Source organism: Pseudomonas sp. SK, from assembly GCF_012975065.1.
Lineage (GTDB): Bacteria > Pseudomonadota > Gammaproteobacteria > Pseudomonadales > Pseudomonadaceae > Aquipseudomonas > Aquipseudomonas anuradhapurensis.
In genome coordinates, this window is sequence record NZ_CP051857.1 from 2,638,977 (window position 1) to 2,656,209 (window position 17,233).

Here is a 17,233-nt window from a genome sequence, read left to right on the forward strand (position 1 = left end):
GCGTCAGGGCCGGGGGAAGCGCCAGTCTGCCGCGTGAACCACCTGACAAAACGGGCCAGCAAGCGTTGCGTTGTGGTACGCGACGATATCCTTGGCTTTCATCAGCGGTGTATCCGAGCAGGAATGGGCCTCTGCAACGAGCACAGCGGCAAACCCGAGATCACGGGCCACCCTGCAGGTGCTGTCGACGCAGTATTGGGTTTTCAGGCCTGTGATTACCACGCCGCTAGCGCCGCAGGCGCGCAGCTGGGCAGCCAAGCTGGTGTTTTCGAAGGCATTGGGCCGGCGCTTCTCAAATACCACTTCGCCGCCCAGAAGCTTGAGTTCTGGTGCAACCAGCGTTGCAGGGCTGCCGGGCTCTATTGGCGAGCCGGCTGGCCCCACGTGGCGCGCGAGAAAGATCGGTGCGCCTGCACTGCGCGCCTGGTCCATCAGAGTATTCAAGGTTTCCAGCAACGCTTCACAGCGCCAGGGTTTGTCGGTGCCGTGAACAAGCCCAACCTGGATGTCGAGTATCAACAGGGCAAACATGGCCGCATCTCCTTGCATGGGGCCAGCGATGCAAGGGGCAGAAAAAAGGCCCGTCCATCACTGGCGGGCCTTTGAAGTTTGTCTGCTATTCGCTCACGACACCTCGCACGCTCCGCCTGCAGCGGTCGTGGTGGTAGTGGTCGAGGTCAGGCAATGGTTGATCATGCAGCGAAGCTAGCAATAACGCAGCGAACTGGCAAGGCACTCGCTAGTGGAATGCATGCGTCAGCACAGCGGAACGATCAGTTCAGCGCCCTGGTTGCGCACACTCCCCACGGCCGGGCTCACCCGGTACCATTCGAAGTGCTCTGCGGGCTCACCCAGGTTGAGCACCAGTTGCTCCGCCTGCTCGCTCGGCATGGCGGCGACGATCCACGCGCGAGCCAGTTCTGGCGAGAGCACGACAGGCCTGCGGTCGTGCACATCCACCAGGCCGCCTTGGGCATCGGCGGTGATGATCACGAAGCCGTCGCAGGCGGTGCCGGCAAATTGGCCAATCGATGCACACAGGGCAGGGCGCCCATCCCGGCGGCGGATGTAATAGGGCTGTTTCCGCGGCTCGCCTTCATCGACCCATTCATACCAGCCGTCGACTGGCGTGATCGCCCGGTACGGCCAGATAGCCCGGAAGAAAGCGCCGTGCGCCACTTTTTCCACACGGGCATTGATCGGCGCTGCGCGGTCAGTCGCCCAGTGTGGCCGCCATCCCCATTTCACCAGGTCTGCGCGCAGGCCAGCGTGATCCACCCGCAGCACGGCCACCGGCGTTGTCGGCGCGATGTTGTAGCGACCCAGGGGCTGCTCGCCGACATTGTTCTGCCAGGCCTCCGGCAAGCTCAGGGTGGTAACGAAGTCATGGATGCCGCGGTACTGGCTGAGCCTGCCACACATACGTCGCCCTCCTGCCTTGGCGAGTAAGCATAGCCCGCCGAATGGTACTGGTGCGGTGCTGTCTGCGGGTGCTCAAATACTGTATCGATATACAGTATCTGGTGCAGCATGTATTTCCTCATCGTACGCCGCCGGGCGCGCGGCATCGCCATACCGTCCGACCAATTGAGAAAGGTGCCGGCATTACGCGCCGACGTTCACATTGGCGATCACCACAGCGAACCGCTGGGGCGGGTTTCCACCCAGGCCTGGGTGTTCAACCCGACGCCCGGGCCCGACATCATTCCGCGGCTGCACGATGCCAAGGTCAACGGCATGGCCCAGCTCGGGATTAACATCAATGGCGTCGAGGAGATCGACGGCGTGCTGTTCGCCCAGTCCTGGTGGTGCCGGGCGGAATGACGAGCAAATTGCGGCAAGCTGCCATTTGGCGGGGATTTTCCTGCCTGGAGAAAACTCATGGGTTGCGCCGTCATCAACAGCAGTGACGGCAGTACGGATCAAGCGGTACAGGAGGGCTCCTGATGAGTACGCCACGTGGCATACGCAACAACAACCCCGGCAACATCGACTTCAACCCGCGCAACCCCTGGCAAGGGCAGCTGGGCATGGAAGAGGGCGTGGCGCGGCCGCGCTTCGCGCGTTTCGACCAGCCGGAAAACGGCATCCGCGCCCTTGCCAAGCTGCTCATCAACTATCGCGGCAAGGACGGCATGCCCGGCCTGGGCGCAAAAGGCATCGATACCGTGCTCGAGGCCATCAGCCGCTGGGCGCCGACTAGCGAGAACGACACTCGCGCCTATGCCGAAGCGGTGGCCCGCAACCTGGGCGTGCGCAGCACCGAGCCGATCGACCTCAGGCACCCCGCCACGCTGCGGGCGATGGTGCTTGGCATCATCATTCATGAGAACGGTGACAACCCTTACAAGGCGCAGGTGATCGACGAGGGGGTGCGCAGGGCGCTGCTGTGACGGGCCAATCGTCTTTGCGTTGTGCTGCTGGAACCCTTGGGTCAGCCTGCCACTGCGGGTGCTGGCTGAGCGCTGCCGGCCTCCTCGGGAATCCTGACGAACACGCTGTATTTGCCGCCTTCCATTTCTTCGAAGGCAATCAGTTTCTTTACCAGCAGGCCGCTCAGGACCTTGCCGGCATTCAACAGCAGCATGCCGTTGTCGGCATGAAGGTTACGCGCCAATATCATGCCTTCGGCCAACTCGTGCGTGCCCAACACCTTGATGGCCGGGTCGGTCAAGGTGATGTCGCGCATGTACTCGGCGCAGACGCTGACGAACTCTTCCACCAGCTCTGGGTCGTACAACTTGCCGGCATATTTGCGAATGTACAGCAGCGCCTCATCGCTATTGAGCTGGCGCTCCAGGACCAGCCCGCGCTGCAACTCGATGAAGTCCACGGCCATTTTCAGCCAGCGGGCCCCCAATGGAATGGCGTCGCCCTTGAGATGGCCCGGAAAACCGCTGCCGTCCCAGCGTTCCTGGTGGTGCAGGATGAGTTGCGCGGCCTCTTTCATCGGGTCCAGGGTCATGACCAGCGCTTCGCTCTGTTTCGGGTACGAGCGGTACAGTTCGCGTTCCTGGGGCGCAATGAGGTCGGCGGGGCAGGTGAGCATGCTGTCGGTCCAGCTCATCTTGCCGATGTTGTACAGCGCAGCCGCCATGGTCAGGTTGCGGCAGGCCGCGTCGTCCAGCTTATGGCTGGTGCAGTACACCTGGATCAGGTCGATGACCTGCCGGTTGGTCTGCTTGGCCTTGGGCAGGCGCATGTTGACCAGTTGCGAAAAGAACTCGGTGCTGGTCACGTAACTGCGCTTGAGCTCTTCGTAGGCAAGGTCAAGCATGTCGGCAGTCTGTTGCAATTCGGCGGTGCGCGCCGCTACCCGCTGTTCCAGGCTCTCGTTGAGCGCCTTGAGTTGCTGCAGCTGAACTTGACTGAGTTGCTCCAGGCGTTTTCGCTCGCTTTCCGAATGCTGGTGGGCCAACGCCTGGCGCAAGGTGACCAACAGCTCTTCATCATTCCAGGGTTTGCTGATGTAACGATAGATATGCCCGTCGTTGATGGCTTTGGCGATGGTGTCCGTGTCAGCGTAACCGGTCAGCAGAATGCGCAACGTCTCGGGAAACCGCTCATGCACGTGGGCCAAAAGCGTGGCACCGTCCATGTTTGGCATGCGTGCGTCGCTCATCACCAGGTTGATCGGGCGCTGTTGGAGCAGTTGCAGGGCATCGGCGCCGCTTTCGGCGAGCAGGACTTCGTAGGGCTGGCTGCGTAGCAAACGACGAAGGCTGTTGAGAATCGAGGGTTCGTCGTCCACCAGGAGTACGACTGGCTGGTCGGTGGTGCCATCGGTAACGGGTTGCTCCATGAATCGCTCCTTGCCGGTTTCAGCCTGACTGCTCCCTGGCTACAGCCTAGATGACATTTGCCTGTGCCGTTAGCTTTTGTCGGTTGGCCTCACTATGCTCGGAGGCAATGTGCATCTCGCCAGGGAGGGTTGTGCTGTGCCGATCAGTCTGCAGCTTCGCATCGTTGCCGCGCTGCTTGTGCCGTTGCCGGCATTGGCGTTGGCCCAGAGCATCGGTGGGCCGCTCACGCCACTGCCAGCGGTACCGAAGCTTGACCCTGCGCGGGTGGAGCTGGGGCGCAAACTGTTCAACGACCAGCGAATGTCGCCTGACAACAGCCAATCCTGTGCCGATTGCCATCGTCTGGATCGAGGTGGCGCCGACGGCCAGGCGCGCTCGCCAGGTGCCGATGGCAAACCGTTGGCGGTCAACACCCCCAGCGTTTTCAATGCGAGCCTGAACTTCCTGCAGTTCTGGGATGGGCGAGCGCAATCGTTTGATGGGCTGGTACACCTGGTTAGCGGCAGTGCGACCGGAAAGGACAATGACTGGGGAGCGGTCGTCCAACGCATTGCCAACGACCCGGGCTATCGCAGCGGGTTTGCCGAAGCCTATCACCAGCCAGTGACCGCCCACGGCATCGAAGACGCGCTGGTCGCCTACCTGCGCACCCTGTTGACACCCGACTCACGTTTTGACCGATACCTGCAGGGAGACACCAGCAGCCTCAGCCTGGAGGAGAAGCATGGCTACCAGCGCTTCCAGGAATACGGATGCATCGCTTGCCACCAGGGCGTGAACATCGGCGGCAACATGCTACAGAAGTTCGGCGTCTTCGATGACTACTTCGCCAACCGTGGCAGTGTGACGCAGGCGGACAAAGGGCGCTACAACATCACCGGTGACCCGGAGGACCTGTACCTGTTCAAGGTCCCCAGCCTGCGAAACGTAGCGGTCACCGCCCCTTACTTCCATGACGGTTCGGCACCCACCCTGGAGGCCGCTGTCGACGCCATGTTCCACTATCAGCTGGGGCGCACGCCGAGGGACGGTGATAAAGCACTGATCATCAAGTTTCTCCAGACCCTTACCGGCCAATGGCAGGGCAAACCACTATGAAGCTGAATGCCCGGCGCAGCCTGCTGCTTTTGGCTACTGGCGCAATGTCGCTGGCGTCCGTGCTGGTCTTTCTGTACTGGATGTCCAGGTCGGATGAGAGCGGTACCTATGCCCAGGCGCGTGATCTGATTCGCCAGATCAAGCAGTACGACGCCCAGTGGGAGAGTGCCGTGCTGAAGGCGCGCACCACCACCAACTACACTTATGATCCGCTGGTGCTGCCGTTGATGGACATGAAGCGGCTCTGGCAGCAGTTCCACAAGCTGGAAGGGCATCATCAGAAAACTGCCATGCCTGCTTGGCAGACGGCCATTCGCGATTACCAGCAGGCCTTTGACGACAAGGTCCTGCTGGTGTCGCGGTTCAAGACGCACAATGCCATTCTGCGCAACTCGCTGGCTTTTCTCCCGGCTGCGGCCGATGTCATCCAGGTGCATCTCGGCCAGTTGGTCGATGCCGATACGCAGCGCCTGCGCAGGATCACCAGCGACACCTACGACCTGATGCTCAGCAGCCTGGAATTTGCCCAGACCACAACCGATGACAAAGCTGCCGATATTCTCGTTGGCTTGAACGACCTTGCGGTCAACAAGGAGCGCTTGCCTGTCGATTTTCAGGTGCCCATCGATACCATCAGCAAACACATAGAACTGATCCTGCGCGAGCAACCCAAGGTCGATCAGCTGCTGGAAGCGATCGAGGCGGTGCCGATCGCCGAGCGTCTGGACGCCATTGCCCAGATGCTGGACCGCGACGAGCAGGCCGCCTTGCTCGCGGCCCAGCGCTACCACTTCTACCTGCTGGTGTTTTCCACCCTGCTGGTGTTGCTGTTGCTGTACATGGGGGTGTGGCTGATGCGCAGCTATGCCGAAATAAACCGCGTGAACCGAGCGCTGGTCAGCGCCAACGACGAACTGGAGCAGCGGGTTGAACGGCGCACCCAGGCCCTAGGCCAGGCCAGCGCCGCACTGCAGCGTGAAATGGATGAACGCCGGCTGCTCGAGAACCAGCTGGTCCAGTCGGAAAAGCTCGCCTCGCTCGGCCAGCTGGCGGCAGGCGTGGCCCATGAAGTGAACAACCCGATCGGTTTCGTCTCGTCCAACCTCGGCGCGCTGGATGACTATTTCGGCCGTTTGCAGAACATGCTCAAGGCCTATGCCGATGCGGAAAACACCCTGATTCCGAAGAGCCTCGGCGCAGAACTGGCGAAATTGCGCACGGAAATCGAGCTGGACTACCTGCTGGAGGACATCCCGGCACTGATCCGCGAATCCAAGGACGGCATCAGCCGTGTCGCGCGGATCGTCAAGGACCTCAAGGACTTTTCCCGGGTGGACGCCAGCCAGGATTGGCAGCTGGCAGACCTGCAGCAAGGCATCGAGTCGACCCTGAATATCGTTGCCAGCGAACTCAAGCACAAGGCGGACCTGGTCAAGGACTACCAGCCATTGCCGCAGGTCGAATGCCTGCCGTCGCAGATCAATCAGGTGATGATGAACCTGCTGGTCAATGCCACCCAGGCGATAGGCGCCGAACGCGGCAAGATTACCCTGCGAACCGGCGCCAATGACGAGTGGGTGTGGATCGAAGTCGCGGACAATGGCTGTGGCATTCCTGCCGAGAGCCTGCAGAAGATCTTCGACCCGTTCTACACGACGAAGCCCGTCGGCCAGGGCACCGGCCTGGGCTTGTCCCTTTCGTATGGCATCATCAAGCGCCATGGTGGCGAGATCCACGTCGCCAGCGAGGTGGGTGTCGGTACGACATTCCGGGTCGAACTGCCTATCCGTCAGGCCCGTTCGGCCTGACCCGGCAAACGTGCGGGCGAGGGCGATACAGCCGGGGCCTACCAGCGTACAAGGCCCTGGCCTTCGCGCTCGAGTCCAGCTGTGCCGGCACCGGTGATTGGTCTACAGTACTGGAACGACTCCCTAGCGTAAGGAAACAGATATGGCAAAGCGTCGATGGTCGGTAGTTGCAGTGGTTACCTCGATCGCCTTGGCAGTGGGGCCTTCCCTTTCCTTTGCCGACCCAGATAACGGTAAGGGGCAGGGCCATGGCAAGAACCAGCATGCCCAGGGGCAACACGGACAAGGTCAGGACCAAGGCCAAGGCCAAGGCAAGCAAGGTCAAGGCCAAGGCCAAGGCAAGCAAGGTCAAGGCCAAGGCAAGCAAGGTCAAGGCCATGGTGGCGGTGGTGGTGGCGGATATGGCCACCCTTCGATCAACCATGGCTACGTGCTCGACATCCTGGCCGGCCACCGCAGTTACTGGAACGCTGGGCCGGCACTGCCCCCGGGTATCCAGAAGAACCTGGCCCGTGGCAAACCATTGCCGCCGGGTATCGCCAAGAAGCTCGATGGCCGGTTGCTGGGGCAACTGCCGCATTACGACGGTTATGAGTGGATGCAGGCAGGTGTGGACCTGATCCTGGTGGCCGTCGCGACAGGGATTATCTACGAGGTGTTGCACGGCGCCCTGGATTGAACCGGGCCAGCCGCCCCGCACGTGCCATCGGCCTGCGGGAGCGGCCCTGGTGTAGTGGCCAGGTATCGTCATCAACTTTGGTTGATTAGTATCCGCGCTTGACCCCCGTTAGAATACCGCGTGTTCAACACGGCCAATAGCAAATGCCTACCTTTCGTATCTTTCTCGTCTCTGTGCTGGTCACCGGCCTTGTCGGCTGCGCGACCCCTGGCAAACCCACTGCCAGCAAGCTGACCCACAAAACGCCCCAACAATATGCCGCCTGCGTGCTGCCGAAGTGGCAAGCGCTGGCGCCTCAGGCCACGCAAAAGTCCATCGCCCACGGTTATCGGCTGACAGCACCCAGTGCCGTGGCCACCGACGATGTGCTGGACGTGGTCGACTATCGTCAGGGCAGCCGCGCTACCTTCTACAAAGGCAGTTTCCTGTCAGGCGACAGATTGCGTCAGGCCGCCAAGGAATGCCTGGACTGAGTTCGATAGCCTCGGCCGTTGTAGCCGACCACGCCGGTTAGCCGGGCATTGCGCCTGACGGCCGCGATCATCCGACATCAAAGCGCTTGTTCATTTGCTCGCACTGCAGTTGCGCGTCGCTCCTGCTGGGATAGCTGGGCTTGAGCCGTTCCTTGGCCTGGTTGTCGTAGATGTCGAAGCCTGTGCAAACGGTCGCGAGGTAATCGCGGCCACCCAGGCTGAACGACTCCTTTTCGATCGGCACAGCCGGAACGATGACGAATCTTGGTTGCATGTCGTGTGCCTCCCCAGGCAGAGATTTAAGTATTAGTCTGGCCCTGGGCAACCATCAAGGCAGCTCATGAATAAATGGCAGGGCGCGCAGCGCGGCTCGATCGTCCAGCTGTCATGAAATGAAAACCCGCTGTCGTCCGATGCGAAGCACCCCGCACGCCAAGGGCATACAGTCCAATCACCCAGAACTGACGCCTCGCGTCCAGATCGATGATTGGAGAGACAAGCATGTCCAAAGTCGTACGTTTCCATCAGACCGGTGGCCCCGAGGTACTGCGCTACGAGGACGTCGAAGTCGGTGAGCCCGGCCTGGGGCAGGTGCGCTTGCGCCAGGTGGCGGTCGGCCTGAACTACGCCGACACCTATTTCCGCAACGGTACCTACCCGATTCCACTGCCCAACGGCATCGGCGTGGAAGCTGCTGGCGTGGTAGAGGCAGTGGGTGAGGGCGTGAGCCAGGTCGCGGTCGGTGACCGGGTCACCTACACCGGCTTTCTCAATACCCTCGGTGCCTATTGCACCGAGCGCCTGATTCCCGCTGCCGCATTGATCAAGCTGCCGGACACCATCGCTTTCGAAACGGCCGCTGCCATGACCATGCGTGGGCTGACCAGCGCCTACCTGTTGCGGCGGCTGCATGACTTCAAGCCTGGCGACAGCCTGCTGTTGCACGCTGCCGCGGGCGGGGTTGGCCTGATCGTCGCGCAGTGGGCGCGCTTGCTCGGGCTGAACGTGATCGGCACCGTGTCCACCGAGGCCAAGGCCGAAGTGGCCCGCGCGCATGGCTGCACCCATGTCATCAACTACAGCGTCGAGGACGTGGCCACGCGCGTGCGTGAGCTGACCGACGGGGTAGGGGTCAACGTGGTGTTCGACAGCGTCGGCAAGAGCACCTTCATGGGCTCGCTCGATTCACTCAAGCGCCGTGGCCTGATGGTCTGCGTCGGCACCGCTTCGGGCACGATCCCGCCGTTCGATCCGCAGCTGCTGGCGATCAAGGGCTCGCTGCAGCTCACTCGCCCGGCGTTGGCCGACTTCATCGCCGACCCGGCAGAAAAGGCCGACCTGGCCGGCGAGCTGTTCGATCACGTCAGTAGCGGGCGCATCCGTATCGAAATCAACCAGCATTACGCGTTGCAGGATGCTGTCCAGGCCCACCGTGACCTGGAAGCGCGCAAGACCACCGGCTCGTCGATCTTCGTCATCTGAAGAGGGCAACAGCATGCACATCGAACAACTGACCTGCGCGATCGGTGCCGAGGTTAGCGGGGTCAACCTGGCCGACGCGATTCACGACGACGAGCTGTTCGCCGAGCTGCGCGCGCAGTTGCTCCGCCACCGTGTCCTGTTCCTGCGCGACCAGCACTTCAGCCGCGCCGAACACGTCGCCTTTGCCCGCCGCTTCGGCGACCTTGAAGACCACCCGGTGGCCGGCAGCGACCCGGAGCATCCGGGCCTGGTGCAGATCTACAAGCGCCCGGACCAGCCCAATGACCGTTATGAAAACGCCTGGCATACCGACGCCACCTGGCGCGAGGCACCGCCCATGGGCTGCGTGCTGCGTTGCATCGAATGCCCGCCAGTGGGTGGCGACACGATGTGGGCGAACATGGTGCTGGCCTATGAAAACCTGCCAGACGATGTCAAGGCCAGGATCGCAGGCTTGCGCGCCCGGCACAGCATCGAGGCCAGCTTTGGTGCCGCCATGCCGCTGGAAAAACGCCTGGCGCTGAAGGCGCAGTTCCCTGATGCCGAGCACCCGGTGGTGCGCACCCACCCGGAAACCGGCGAGAAGGTGTTGTTCGTCAACGCTTTCACTACTCACTTCAGCAATTACCACACCCCGCAGCGGGTGCGCTTCGGCCAGGACGCCAACCCCGGCGCTGGCGACCTGCTGCGCTACCTGATCAGCCAGGCCTACCTGCCCGAGTACCAGGTGCGCTGGCGCTGGAAGCCCAACAGCGTGGCGATCTGGGACAACCGCAGCACCCAGCACTACGCCGTCATGGACTACCCACCGTGCCATCGCAAGATGGAGCGCGCCGGGATCAAGGGCAGCCCTACGTTCTAGGTCGGCCGCCACGGTCGGCGGCAACCGCACAATAACAATAGCGAGGACTACAGCATGCAATTCTTCGACGATTCGTTGCACCCGGAAAACATGGAAAAGGTGGTGATCACCGTGGCCCCCTATGGCCCGGAGTGGATGCCCGAAGACTTCCCCGAAGATATCCCGCTGACCATGGACGAGCAGGTGCAGAAGGCCGTCGACTGCTATGAAGCAGGCGCCACCGTGTTGCACCTGCACGTGCGTGAGCTGGACGGCAAAGGCTCCAAGCGCCTGTCCAAGTTCAACGAGCTGATTGCCGGGGTGCGCGAAGCGGTGCCGGACATGATCATCCAGGTCGGCGGGTCGATTTCCTTCGCCCCGGAAAGCGAGGGCGAGGCGGCCAAGTGGCTGTCGGACGACACCCGGCACATGCTTGCCGAGCTGACGCCCCGCCCCGACCAGGTGACCGTGGCCATCAACACCACGCAGATGAACATCATGGAGCTGCTGTACCCTGAATACCTGCACGGCACCTCGTTGGCCAGCCCGGCGATCCATGCCGCCTACAGCGAGATGACCGTGCCGGCTGGCCCGGCCTGGGTCCGCGAACACCTGCGTCGCCTGCAGGCCAGCAATATCCAGCCGCATTTCCAGCTGACCGGCATGCACGCCCTGGAGACCCTCGAGCGCATCGTCCGCCGCGGTGACTACATGGGCCCGCTGAACCTGACCTGGATCGGCATTGGCGGCGGTTTCGATGGCCCCAACCCGTTCAACTTCTTCAACTTCATCCACCGTGCGCCAGACGGTTGCACCCTCACCGCCGAATCGCTGCTGAAGAACGTGCTGCCGTTCAACACCATGGCCCTGGCCATGGGCCTGCACCCACGCTGCGGCAATGAAGACACCATCATTGACCAGCAGGGCAAGCGCTTCACCTCGGTGCAGCAGATCCAGCAGACCGTGCGCGTGGCCCATGAACTCGGCCGGGAGATTGCCACGGGCAAGGAAGCCCGCGCCATCTACCGCATCGGCCAGCAGTACGACAGCATCGAGCAAACCCTCAAGGCCAACGGCATGGCGCCCAACCGCCAGGCGGGGGTCAAGGGTGTGCCGCAGCGCGGCTGATGCAGGTACGGCAGGGCCCGGCCTCTTCGCCGGCATGCCCGCTCCCACAGGTGCGGCACTGGCCCAAAGGTCGCCGCTGTCCCTGTGGGAGCGGGCGAGCCCGCGAAGAGGCCCGCAAAAGCACATGAATGTTGGCTGTAACCCATAACAACAAGAACAACCTCACGCCCCACACCCAAGGAGGCAACATGGCCACCTACCTCGCCAGTGCCGAACATCCCGACACTGACACCGCCGCCAGCGTCCCCCGGCGCTATGCCTGGGTGGTGTTCGCCCTGACCTTCGGCCTGCTGATCTCCGACTACATGTCGCGCCAGGTGCTCAATGCCGTATTCCCGCTGCTCAAGGGCGAATGGGCGCTGAGCGACAGCCAGCTCGGCCTGCTCAGTGGCATCGTCGCGCTGATGGTCGGTCTGCTGACCTTCCCGCTGTCGCTGCTGGCCGACCGCTTCGGCCGGGTACGCAGCCTGGTGCTGATGGCGGTGCTGTGGAGCCTGGCCACCCTCGGCTGCGGCTTGGCACAGAGCTACCCGCAAATGTTCATCGCGCGCTTTCTGGTCGGGGTGGGCGAGGCCGCCTATGGCAGCGTCGGCATCGCCGTGGTGGTCGCCGTGTTCCCCCGTGACATGCGCTCGACCCTGGCCGGCGCGTTCATGGCCGGCGGCATGTTCGGTTCGGTCCTGGGCATGGCCCTGGGTGGTGTGTTGGCCCAGCACCTGGGCTGGCGCTGGGCTTTCGCCGGCATGGCCTTGTTCGGCCTGCTGCTGGCGATGCTGTACCCGCTGATCGTCAAGGAGGCGCGCATTGCGCCGAAGTGCGCGCAGCAGTTGCCGGGCAACGCCGGCCGACCGCTGCGCAGCCTGTACAACAGCCGTTCGGTAATCGCCGCCTATGTCGGCAGCGGCCTGCAGCTGTTTGTCGGGGGCACCGTGATCGTGTGGATGCCCAGCTACCTGAACCGCTATTACGCCATGGGCCCCGACCGCGCGGGGGCGATTGCCGCAGTCATCGTGTTGTGCAGCGGCATCGGCATGATCCTCTGCGCGATGCTCTGCGACCGCCTTGGGCGGCAGCGCCCCGATCGCAAGATCAGCCTGGCCATTGCCTACTGCCTGGGCAGTTGCGCGCTGTTGTCCCTTGCCTTTGCGCTACCCGCTGGCCCTGCACAACTGGTGCTGATCGGATTGGGCATGATGATTGCCGCCGGCACCAACGGCCCGTCCAGTGCCATGGTCGCCAACCTCACCCATGCCGCGGTGCACGGCACTGCGTTCGCCACCCTGACCCTGGCCAACAACCTGCTGGGCCTGGCCACCGGGCCGCTGGTCACCGGGCGCGTTTCCGACCTGATCGGCTTGCAGGCCGCCTTCCAGCTGGTGCCGCTGATGAGCATCGGCGCGGCGCTGGTATTTTTCCTTGCCAAACGGCATTACCAACGTGACATGGAGCGTCTGCATACGCCGGCACACACCGCGGTCGGCGCCCCCCGGGAGTCGAAACCGTGAAACAACTGTTGTCCGTCGAAGTGTTCTTCGATTTTGTCTGCCCATGGTGCCTGATTGGCCAGCGGCACCTGCAGGCCGCCCTGTTGCTGTTGCGTCGCGAACGGCCGCAGGTGCAAGTGCACCTGCAATGGCGAGGGGTGCAATTGTTGCCTGGCTTGCCGGCCAGCGGCCTGCCGTTCCATACCTTCTACCTGCAGCGCCTGGGCAGCGAGGAGGCGGTGCGCGAGCGCCAGGCGCAGGTGCGTGCCGCCGCCTGTGTGGTCGGCGAGGACATCGACTTCTCACGTATCCGCCACATGCCCAATACCGGCAATGCCCACCGCCTGCTGCAACGGGCCGCCGGGTTGCTGGATGCAACGCAGCTGGAAGCCTTGCTGGTGCAGCTGTTCATTGCCTATTTCCACCAGGGCCGCGACCTGGGAGACAGCCGTGTGCTGCTCGGCATCGCCCAGCGTTGCGGGCTGGACGCCGTGCAGGTAGCCGACTGCCTGCGTGACGATGGCAGCCCGTTCCTCGATGGGGCAGGGCGCGCAGGCAGTGCCGTGCCGCGTTTCCGCTTCAATCAGGGGCCGCTCATTGCTGGCGCGCAGCCTGCCGAGGTGCTGTTTGCCGCCATGAGCGCAGCCCTGCAAGAGGTTGAACGGGCATGAGCCGGCGAATCGCATTGGCCCCCAGGCAAATTCCGCAACGTAACGGTCGCGTGCTGCTGGCCTGCGAAGGGCGCAGCGTGGCGTTGTTCAACGTTGCCGACGTGCTGTATGCCATCGATGACAGCTGCCCACACCAGGGCGCGTCGTTGTGCGGTGGGCGGCTGGAAGGCCGTGTCATCCAGTGCTGCGCGCACGGCCTGCGGTTTGATCTGGCCAGCGGCTACCTGATCAATTCCAGGGCACTGAAGGTCACCTGCTACCCGGTCGAGCAGCAGGGCGGGCAGGTCTACATCGTATTTGACAACGAGGACGCCGGGTGATGAATACTCTGGCACTGAGTGCTACCCAGCAGCGTATCCGCACGCTTGCCCCGGGGTTTGTGGTCAGCCTGATCGTCGGCGCTGCTGCCGGTTTCCTCAGCGAACACTATGCCGCGCCGGTCATGCTGTTTGCCCTGCTGCTGGGGATGGCACTGAACTTTCTGGCAGTCGACGGCCCCTGCAAGGCCGGCATCGAATTCAGCGCACGTGCGGTACTGCGTCTGGGCGTGGCGCTGCTCGGCATGCGCATTACCCTGGAGCAGATCGCCAGCCTGGGCTGGAAGCCCGTGGCCCTGGTCATCAGCCTGGTGGCGGTGACTATCCTGGCCTCGGTACTGGTGGCCAAGGCGCTGGGCTTTTCCCGGCTGTTCGGCATGCTCACCGGCGGTGCAACGGCCATTTGTGGCGCCTCGGCGGCGCTGGCGCTGGCCGCCGCCTTGCCGCAGCACCCGCGCAAGGAGCACGCAACGTTGTTCACCGTGATCGGCGTGTCGGCGCTGTCGACCCTGGCGATGATCCTCTACCCGATGATCGCCCAGTGGCTGCACCTGTCGCCAGCGCAGGCTGGGGTCTTCCTCGGTGCAACCATCCACGACGTGGCGCAGGTGGTGGGGGCAGGCTACAGCCTGTCCACCGAGAGCGGTGACATTGCCACGGTGGTCAAGCTGATGCGGGTGGCCATGCTGCTGCCGGTCATTGTCTGCGCGGCGATGATCACCCGCCGCCAGGGCCTGGACGCCGGTGGCCAGCGGCCACCCTTGCTGCCCTGGTTCGCGGTCGGCTTCCTGCTTCTAGCCTGCGTCAACAGCACAGGGTGGGTGCCGGTGGCGGTGCAGGGCGGCATCAATGACCTGTCGCGCGGCTGCCTGGTGGTGGCAATCAGTGCCCTGGGCATGAAAACCCAGCTCAAGGCGCTGGCCTCGGTTGGCTTCAAACCCATTGCGCTGATGGTCGGGGAGAGCGTGTTTCTGGTGCTGCTGGTGCTGGTGCTGATGCACTGGGGGCTGCAACCTTCCGCCTGACGCATTCACCGGTGATCGCGGCTTCAGCCACGATCACCGGCACAGCCGGTGCCATCCGCTGCGTTGACTGCTTCGCGGATAAATCCGCTCCTACAACCGACGTTGTACCTGTGGGAGCTGGAGCAGCCCCTGGTTGCAGCGAGCAGCGCAGGTGCTTACCGGCAATTGCCCGCCTTGCGATAACCCGCCGCCTGTGCTTCACCCTCGGTAGCGAACGTGACCTGGTTCTTCGCCGTAACCTGGGCGTACCCCGGGCAGCCGTTGGCCAGGTGATAAACGTGGCTGTTGCGGTTGCCAAGCACTGGCCCCAGCGACCCGCCGCTGGCCAGGCTCGGCTTGGCTTCGGCCTTGGCGGGCTTGGCCGTTACCGCTTGCACCACGCCGCTACCCACCGGCTTGTAGTCGGCTGTCCATTTGCGCTCCCCGGTCACGAACGGGTTGGCGTGCCCCATGATCGCTGCAATACGGCGGTCACGCTCTTTTTCCCAGGCCGATACCGGGTACTGCCTGTCCCAGGCCATCAGCACCTGTTGCTGCTGGCGCGACATGTTCAGCTTGTAGCGGTCGTACATGTAGAACGTGGTGCGCGCCACCAGGCCCTTCACTTCGTCCCGCGGTTCGGCAGCACGCTGCACGAAGTCGACCTTGGTGCTGCACTGCCCGTATTGCCCGGCATTGCCATTGACCATGGCGTAGTTGAAGTTGCTGCGGTCACCGTTGACCTCGCCCACCGCCGGGTACAGGTTGAACAGGTCGGCTTCCATGGCGCGGAACACCGGGTCGTCGTCCACACAGTGCTCGCGGCCGCCGTTTTTCCAGCACTGGCGCTGGTTGCCGAAGGTGTAGGCGGGCACGATGTGCTCCCACTCGGTGCGCTCGGCGCGGTTTTGCTGCTTGCGCGTCTGGTAGCCGCACGAGGCGGTATCGATACGCCCGCCGGACTTGCCGACCCAGGTCCACTTGCAGCCGCAGTACAGGTCGCCCATGGCACTGCTGGCCTGGTCCATGTACACCTTCTGCTTGGCCACTACCTTGGCTTCGGTGAAGGTCGCTGGCGGACTGGCCAGGGCAGGGAGGTTGAAGGAAAACAGTAAGGTAATGGCGTAAAGCAATGATTTCATGGGAAGAGCATATTTCAGAGACGGGCCGGCATTGTAAAGGTTTCGGCGACGCTGGCCAGCCCGCTGAACTCAATGCCCGCCCTTCATCCGCCGCGCCGCCAGGTAGATCAGCAGGCCGACCAACGCAGTCGCTGCGCCGATGTATCCGGTGCTGGTCCAGCCCAGGCCGGCGCTGATCGCCATGCCACCCAACCATGGCCCAAGCGCATTGGCCAGGTTGAACGCCGCATGGTTCGACGCTGCCGCCAGGCTCGGCGCTTCATGAGCGATGTCCATCAGGCGGATCTGCAGCGGTGCCGCCAGGGCAATCATGGTCCCGACCAGGCCAATGCCCAGTAGCAGGCTCCACAGTGCCTGGGCAGCGAAGGTGAAGAACAGCAGCACGGCCATCGACCACATCAGCACCAGCCCCACGGCGCGGAACTGCAGGCGGTCGAACAGCTTGCCGCCAGCCAGGTTGCCGACGATGCCACCCACGCCGAACGCAGCCAGGCCGAACGGAATCCACTGCGCCGACACCTGGGTCACCTGCAACATGGTCGGCGCCAGGTAGCTGAATACGCAGAACATACCGGCAAAGCCGATTGCGGCGATCGCCAGGGCCATCCACACCTGCGGCAGGGCAAACGCTTGCAATTCCTTGCGCGGGTCGCTGCGCACTTCATCGTGGCGCTGGGGCACGAAGCGCCAGACCAGTGCCAAGGTGCACAGGGCGATACCACCCACCAGCACGAATGCCGAACGCCAACCGAAATACTGGCCCAGCAACGTGGCGACCGGGTTGCCGAGCAGCATGGCCAACGTCAGGCCCAGCATCACCCGCGCCACCGCCCCGGCCCGCTGGTTGTTTGCCACCATGCTCGAGGCCACCACTGCGGCGATACCGAAGTAGGCGCCATGGGGCAGGCCACTGATGAAGCGGAAAGCGACCAGGCCGCCGAACGAGGGAGCGAAGGCGGTCGCCAGGTTGCCGAGGGCGTACAGCGCCATCAATAACAGCAGCATGTGCTTGCGCAGTAGCCGGGCGCCGAGAATGGCCAGCGTCGGGGCGCCGACCACCACCCCCAATGCATAGGCGCTGATAGCGTGGCCTACCTGGGGCTCGCTCAGCTGCAGGTTGCTGGCGATGTCCGGCATCAGGCCCATGATGGCGAACTCGCCGGTGCCGATGGCAAAGCTGCCCAGCGCCATGGAGGCTTCCATTTTCGCGACGGTACTTTTATGTGGGAGAGGCGCTAATTCCTGAACTGACATCTGAATCCTTGTTGAAACATGCTGAAACGTTCAAGTCGGGGATCATAGT

At 63.2% G+C, this 17,233-nt stretch carries 19 protein-coding genes; 13 read left to right on the forward strand and 6 right to left on the reverse strand.

What is annotated here, in order from left to right; translation table 11 throughout:
- Window positions 1-3 precede the first annotated feature (3 nt).
- Entirely contained in the window at window positions 4-531 is a 528-nt protein-coding gene (locus HG549_RS12255) for an isochorismatase family protein (RefSeq protein WP_170029744.1), read from the reverse strand.
- 225 nt (window positions 532-756) lie between these two features.
- Window positions 757-1,422: an SOS response-associated peptidase gene (locus HG549_RS12260; RefSeq protein ID WP_170029745.1), complete on the reverse strand. Its 666-nt coding sequence runs from the start codon at window positions 1,420-1,422 to the stop codon at window positions 757-759.
- Window positions 1,423-1,530: 108 nt separating this feature from the next.
- Here HG549_RS12260 and HG549_RS12265 point away from each other — a divergent pair, with 108 nt between their 5' ends.
- Both HG549_RS12265 and HG549_RS12270 read left to right on the forward strand, forming a co-directional pair.
- Window positions 1,531-1,824 carry a hypothetical protein gene (locus tag HG549_RS12265; RefSeq protein ID WP_170029746.1) on the forward strand — a complete coding sequence of 98 codons (294 nt, stop codon included), beginning with the start codon at window positions 1,531-1,533 and terminating at the stop codon, window positions 1,822-1,824.
- A 122-nt stretch (window positions 1,825-1,946) separates the two neighbouring features.
- Window positions 1,947-2,393 carry a structural protein P5 gene (locus HG549_RS12270; protein WP_170029747.1) on the forward strand — a complete coding sequence of 149 codons (447 nt, stop codon included), beginning with the start codon at window positions 1,947-1,949 and terminating at the stop codon, window positions 2,391-2,393.
- 41 nt (window positions 2,394-2,434) lie between these two features.
- Here HG549_RS12270 and HG549_RS12275 read toward each other — a convergent pair whose 3' ends face one another.
- Complete coding sequence (locus HG549_RS12275; protein ID WP_170029748.1) at window positions 2,435-3,802, reverse strand: HD domain-containing phosphohydrolase; 1,368 nt, start codon at window positions 3,800-3,802, stop codon at window positions 2,435-2,437.
- A gap of 94 nt (window positions 3,803-3,896) precedes the next feature.
- Here HG549_RS12275 and HG549_RS12280 point away from each other — a divergent pair, with 94 nt between their 5' ends.
- The 4 genes from HG549_RS12280 (at window position 3,897) to HG549_RS12295 (ending at window position 7,861) form a co-directional block, all read left to right on the forward strand.
- Complete coding sequence (locus tag HG549_RS12280; RefSeq protein WP_170029749.1) at window positions 3,897-4,901, forward strand: cytochrome-c peroxidase; 1,005 nt, start codon at window positions 3,897-3,899, stop codon at window positions 4,899-4,901.
- Window positions 4,898-6,709 (forward strand): DAHL domain-containing protein, encoded by a 1,812-nt coding sequence (locus HG549_RS12285; RefSeq protein WP_170029750.1) that lies wholly within the window; start codon window positions 4,898-4,900, stop codon window positions 6,707-6,709. The genes HG549_RS12280 and HG549_RS12285 overlap by 4 nt, the downstream gene beginning before the upstream one ends.
- Window positions 6,710-6,851: 142 nt before the next feature.
- Window positions 6,852-7,388 carry an anti-virulence regulator CigR family protein gene (locus HG549_RS12290; RefSeq protein WP_170029751.1) on the forward strand — a complete coding sequence of 179 codons (537 nt, stop codon included), beginning with the start codon at window positions 6,852-6,854 and terminating at the stop codon, window positions 7,386-7,388.
- Between the two features lie 143 nt (window positions 7,389-7,531).
- Complete coding sequence (locus tag HG549_RS12295; RefSeq protein ID WP_170029752.1) at window positions 7,532-7,861, forward strand: hypothetical protein; 330 nt, start codon at window positions 7,532-7,534, stop codon at window positions 7,859-7,861.
- 67 nt (window positions 7,862-7,928) lie between these two features.
- Here HG549_RS12295 and HG549_RS12300 read toward each other — a convergent pair whose 3' ends face one another.
- The gene (locus HG549_RS12300) at window positions 7,929-8,135 is read right to left on the reverse strand and encodes a hypothetical protein (protein WP_170029753.1); all 207 of its coding nucleotides are present in this window, start codon (window positions 8,133-8,135) and stop codon (window positions 7,929-7,931) included.
- Window positions 8,136-8,362: 227 nt separating this feature from the next.
- Between HG549_RS12300 and HG549_RS12305 the strand changes: the two genes are divergently transcribed.
- From HG549_RS12305 to HG549_RS12335, 7 genes are all read left to right on the forward strand, one after another.
- A complete protein-coding gene (locus HG549_RS12305) occupies window positions 8,363-9,343 on the forward strand; it encodes a quinone oxidoreductase (protein WP_170029754.1) in 981 nt (326 codons plus the stop codon).
- Window positions 9,344-9,356: 13 nt separating this feature from the next.
- Window positions 9,357-10,205 carry a TauD/TfdA family dioxygenase gene (locus HG549_RS12310; RefSeq protein ID WP_170029755.1) on the forward strand — a complete coding sequence of 283 codons (849 nt, stop codon included), beginning with the start codon at window positions 9,357-9,359 and terminating at the stop codon, window positions 10,203-10,205.
- Window positions 10,206-10,259: 54 nt separating this feature from the next.
- Window positions 10,260-11,312: a 3-keto-5-aminohexanoate cleavage protein gene (locus tag HG549_RS12315; RefSeq protein WP_170029756.1), complete on the forward strand. Its 1,053-nt coding sequence runs from the start codon at window positions 10,260-10,262 to the stop codon at window positions 11,310-11,312.
- A gap of 188 nt (window positions 11,313-11,500) precedes the next feature.
- Window positions 11,501-12,817, forward strand: a complete 1,317-nt coding sequence (locus tag HG549_RS12320) for an MFS transporter (protein WP_170029757.1) — start codon at window positions 11,501-11,503, stop codon at window positions 12,815-12,817.
- On the forward strand, window positions 12,814-13,467 hold the full coding sequence (locus HG549_RS12325) for a DsbA family protein (RefSeq protein WP_170029758.1): 654 nt from the start codon (window positions 12,814-12,816) through the stop codon (window positions 13,465-13,467). Before HG549_RS12320 ends, HG549_RS12325 begins: the two co-directional genes overlap by 4 nt.
- Window positions 13,464-13,787 carry a Rieske 2Fe-2S domain-containing protein gene (locus tag HG549_RS12330; RefSeq protein WP_170029759.1) on the forward strand — a complete coding sequence of 108 codons (324 nt, stop codon included), beginning with the start codon at window positions 13,464-13,466 and terminating at the stop codon, window positions 13,785-13,787. Before HG549_RS12325 ends, HG549_RS12330 begins: the two co-directional genes overlap by 4 nt.
- Window positions 13,787-14,809 (forward strand): YeiH family protein, encoded by a 1,023-nt coding sequence (locus HG549_RS12335; RefSeq protein ID WP_170029760.1) that lies wholly within the window; start codon window positions 13,787-13,789, stop codon window positions 14,807-14,809. The genes HG549_RS12330 and HG549_RS12335 overlap by 1 nt, the downstream gene beginning before the upstream one ends.
- A gap of 155 nt (window positions 14,810-14,964) precedes the next feature.
- Here the strand turns inward: HG549_RS12335 and HG549_RS12340 are convergent, their stop codons facing one another.
- Together HG549_RS12340 and HG549_RS12345 are read right to left on the reverse strand one after the other, a co-directional pair.
- Complete coding sequence (locus tag HG549_RS12340) at window positions 14,965-15,930, reverse strand: endonuclease (protein WP_170029761.1); 966 nt, start codon at window positions 15,928-15,930, stop codon at window positions 14,965-14,967.
- Between the two features lie 69 nt (window positions 15,931-15,999).
- On the reverse strand, window positions 16,000-17,184 hold the full coding sequence (locus HG549_RS12345) for an MFS transporter (RefSeq protein ID WP_170029762.1): 1,185 nt from the start codon (window positions 17,182-17,184) through the stop codon (window positions 16,000-16,002).
- Window positions 17,185-17,233 lie beyond the last annotated feature (49 nt).

Bases quoted from the DNA above. Each gene is read 5' to 3' on its own strand.
- HG549_RS12300 (WP_170029753.1), bottom strand. From the start codon at position 8,135: ATGCAACCAAGATTCGTCATCGTTCCGGCTGTGCCGATCGAAAAGGAG.
- HG549_RS12340 (WP_170029761.1), bottom strand. From the start codon at position 15,930: ATGAAATCATTGCTTTACGCCATTACCTTACTGTTTTCCTTCAACCTC.
- HG549_RS12330 (WP_170029759.1), top strand. From the start codon at position 13,464: ATGAGCCGGCGAATCGCATTGGCCCCCAGGCAAATTCCGCAACGTAAC.
- HG549_RS12270 (WP_170029747.1), top strand. From the start codon at position 1,947: ATGAGTACGCCACGTGGCATACGCAACAACAACCCCGGCAACATCGAC.
- HG549_RS12320 (WP_170029757.1), top strand. From the start codon at position 11,501: ATGGCCACCTACCTCGCCAGTGCCGAACATCCCGACACTGACACCGCC.
- HG549_RS12305 (WP_170029754.1), top strand. From the start codon at position 8,363: ATGTCCAAAGTCGTACGTTTCCATCAGACCGGTGGCCCCGAGGTACTG.
- HG549_RS12335 (WP_170029760.1), top strand. From the start codon at position 13,787: ATGAATACTCTGGCACTGAGTGCTACCCAGCAGCGTATCCGCACGCTT.
- HG549_RS12255 (WP_170029744.1), bottom strand. From the start codon at position 531: ATGTTTGCCCTGTTGATACTCGACATCCAGGTTGGGCTTGTTCACGGC.
- HG549_RS12285 (WP_170029750.1), top strand. From the start codon at position 4,898: ATGAAGCTGAATGCCCGGCGCAGCCTGCTGCTTTTGGCTACTGGCGCA.
- HG549_RS12290 (WP_170029751.1), top strand. From the start codon at position 6,852: ATGGCAAAGCGTCGATGGTCGGTAGTTGCAGTGGTTACCTCGATCGCC.
- HG549_RS12260 (WP_170029745.1), bottom strand. From the start codon at position 1,422: ATGTGTGGCAGGCTCAGCCAGTACCGCGGCATCCATGACTTCGTTACC.
- HG549_RS12315 (WP_170029756.1), top strand. From the start codon at position 10,260: ATGCAATTCTTCGACGATTCGTTGCACCCGGAAAACATGGAAAAGGTG.
- HG549_RS12280 (WP_170029749.1), top strand. From the start codon at position 3,897: ATGCTCGGAGGCAATGTGCATCTCGCCAGGGAGGGTTGTGCTGTGCCG.
- HG549_RS12295 (WP_170029752.1), top strand. From the start codon at position 7,532: ATGCCTACCTTTCGTATCTTTCTCGTCTCTGTGCTGGTCACCGGCCTT.
- HG549_RS12310 (WP_170029755.1), top strand. From the start codon at position 9,357: ATGCACATCGAACAACTGACCTGCGCGATCGGTGCCGAGGTTAGCGGG.
- HG549_RS12265 (WP_170029746.1), top strand. From the start codon at position 1,531: ATGTATTTCCTCATCGTACGCCGCCGGGCGCGCGGCATCGCCATACCG.
- HG549_RS12345 (WP_170029762.1), bottom strand. From the start codon at position 17,184: ATGTCAGTTCAGGAATTAGCGCCTCTCCCACATAAAAGTACCGTCGCG.
- HG549_RS12275 (WP_170029748.1), bottom strand. From the start codon at position 3,802: ATGGAGCAACCCGTTACCGATGGCACCACCGACCAGCCAGTCGTACTC.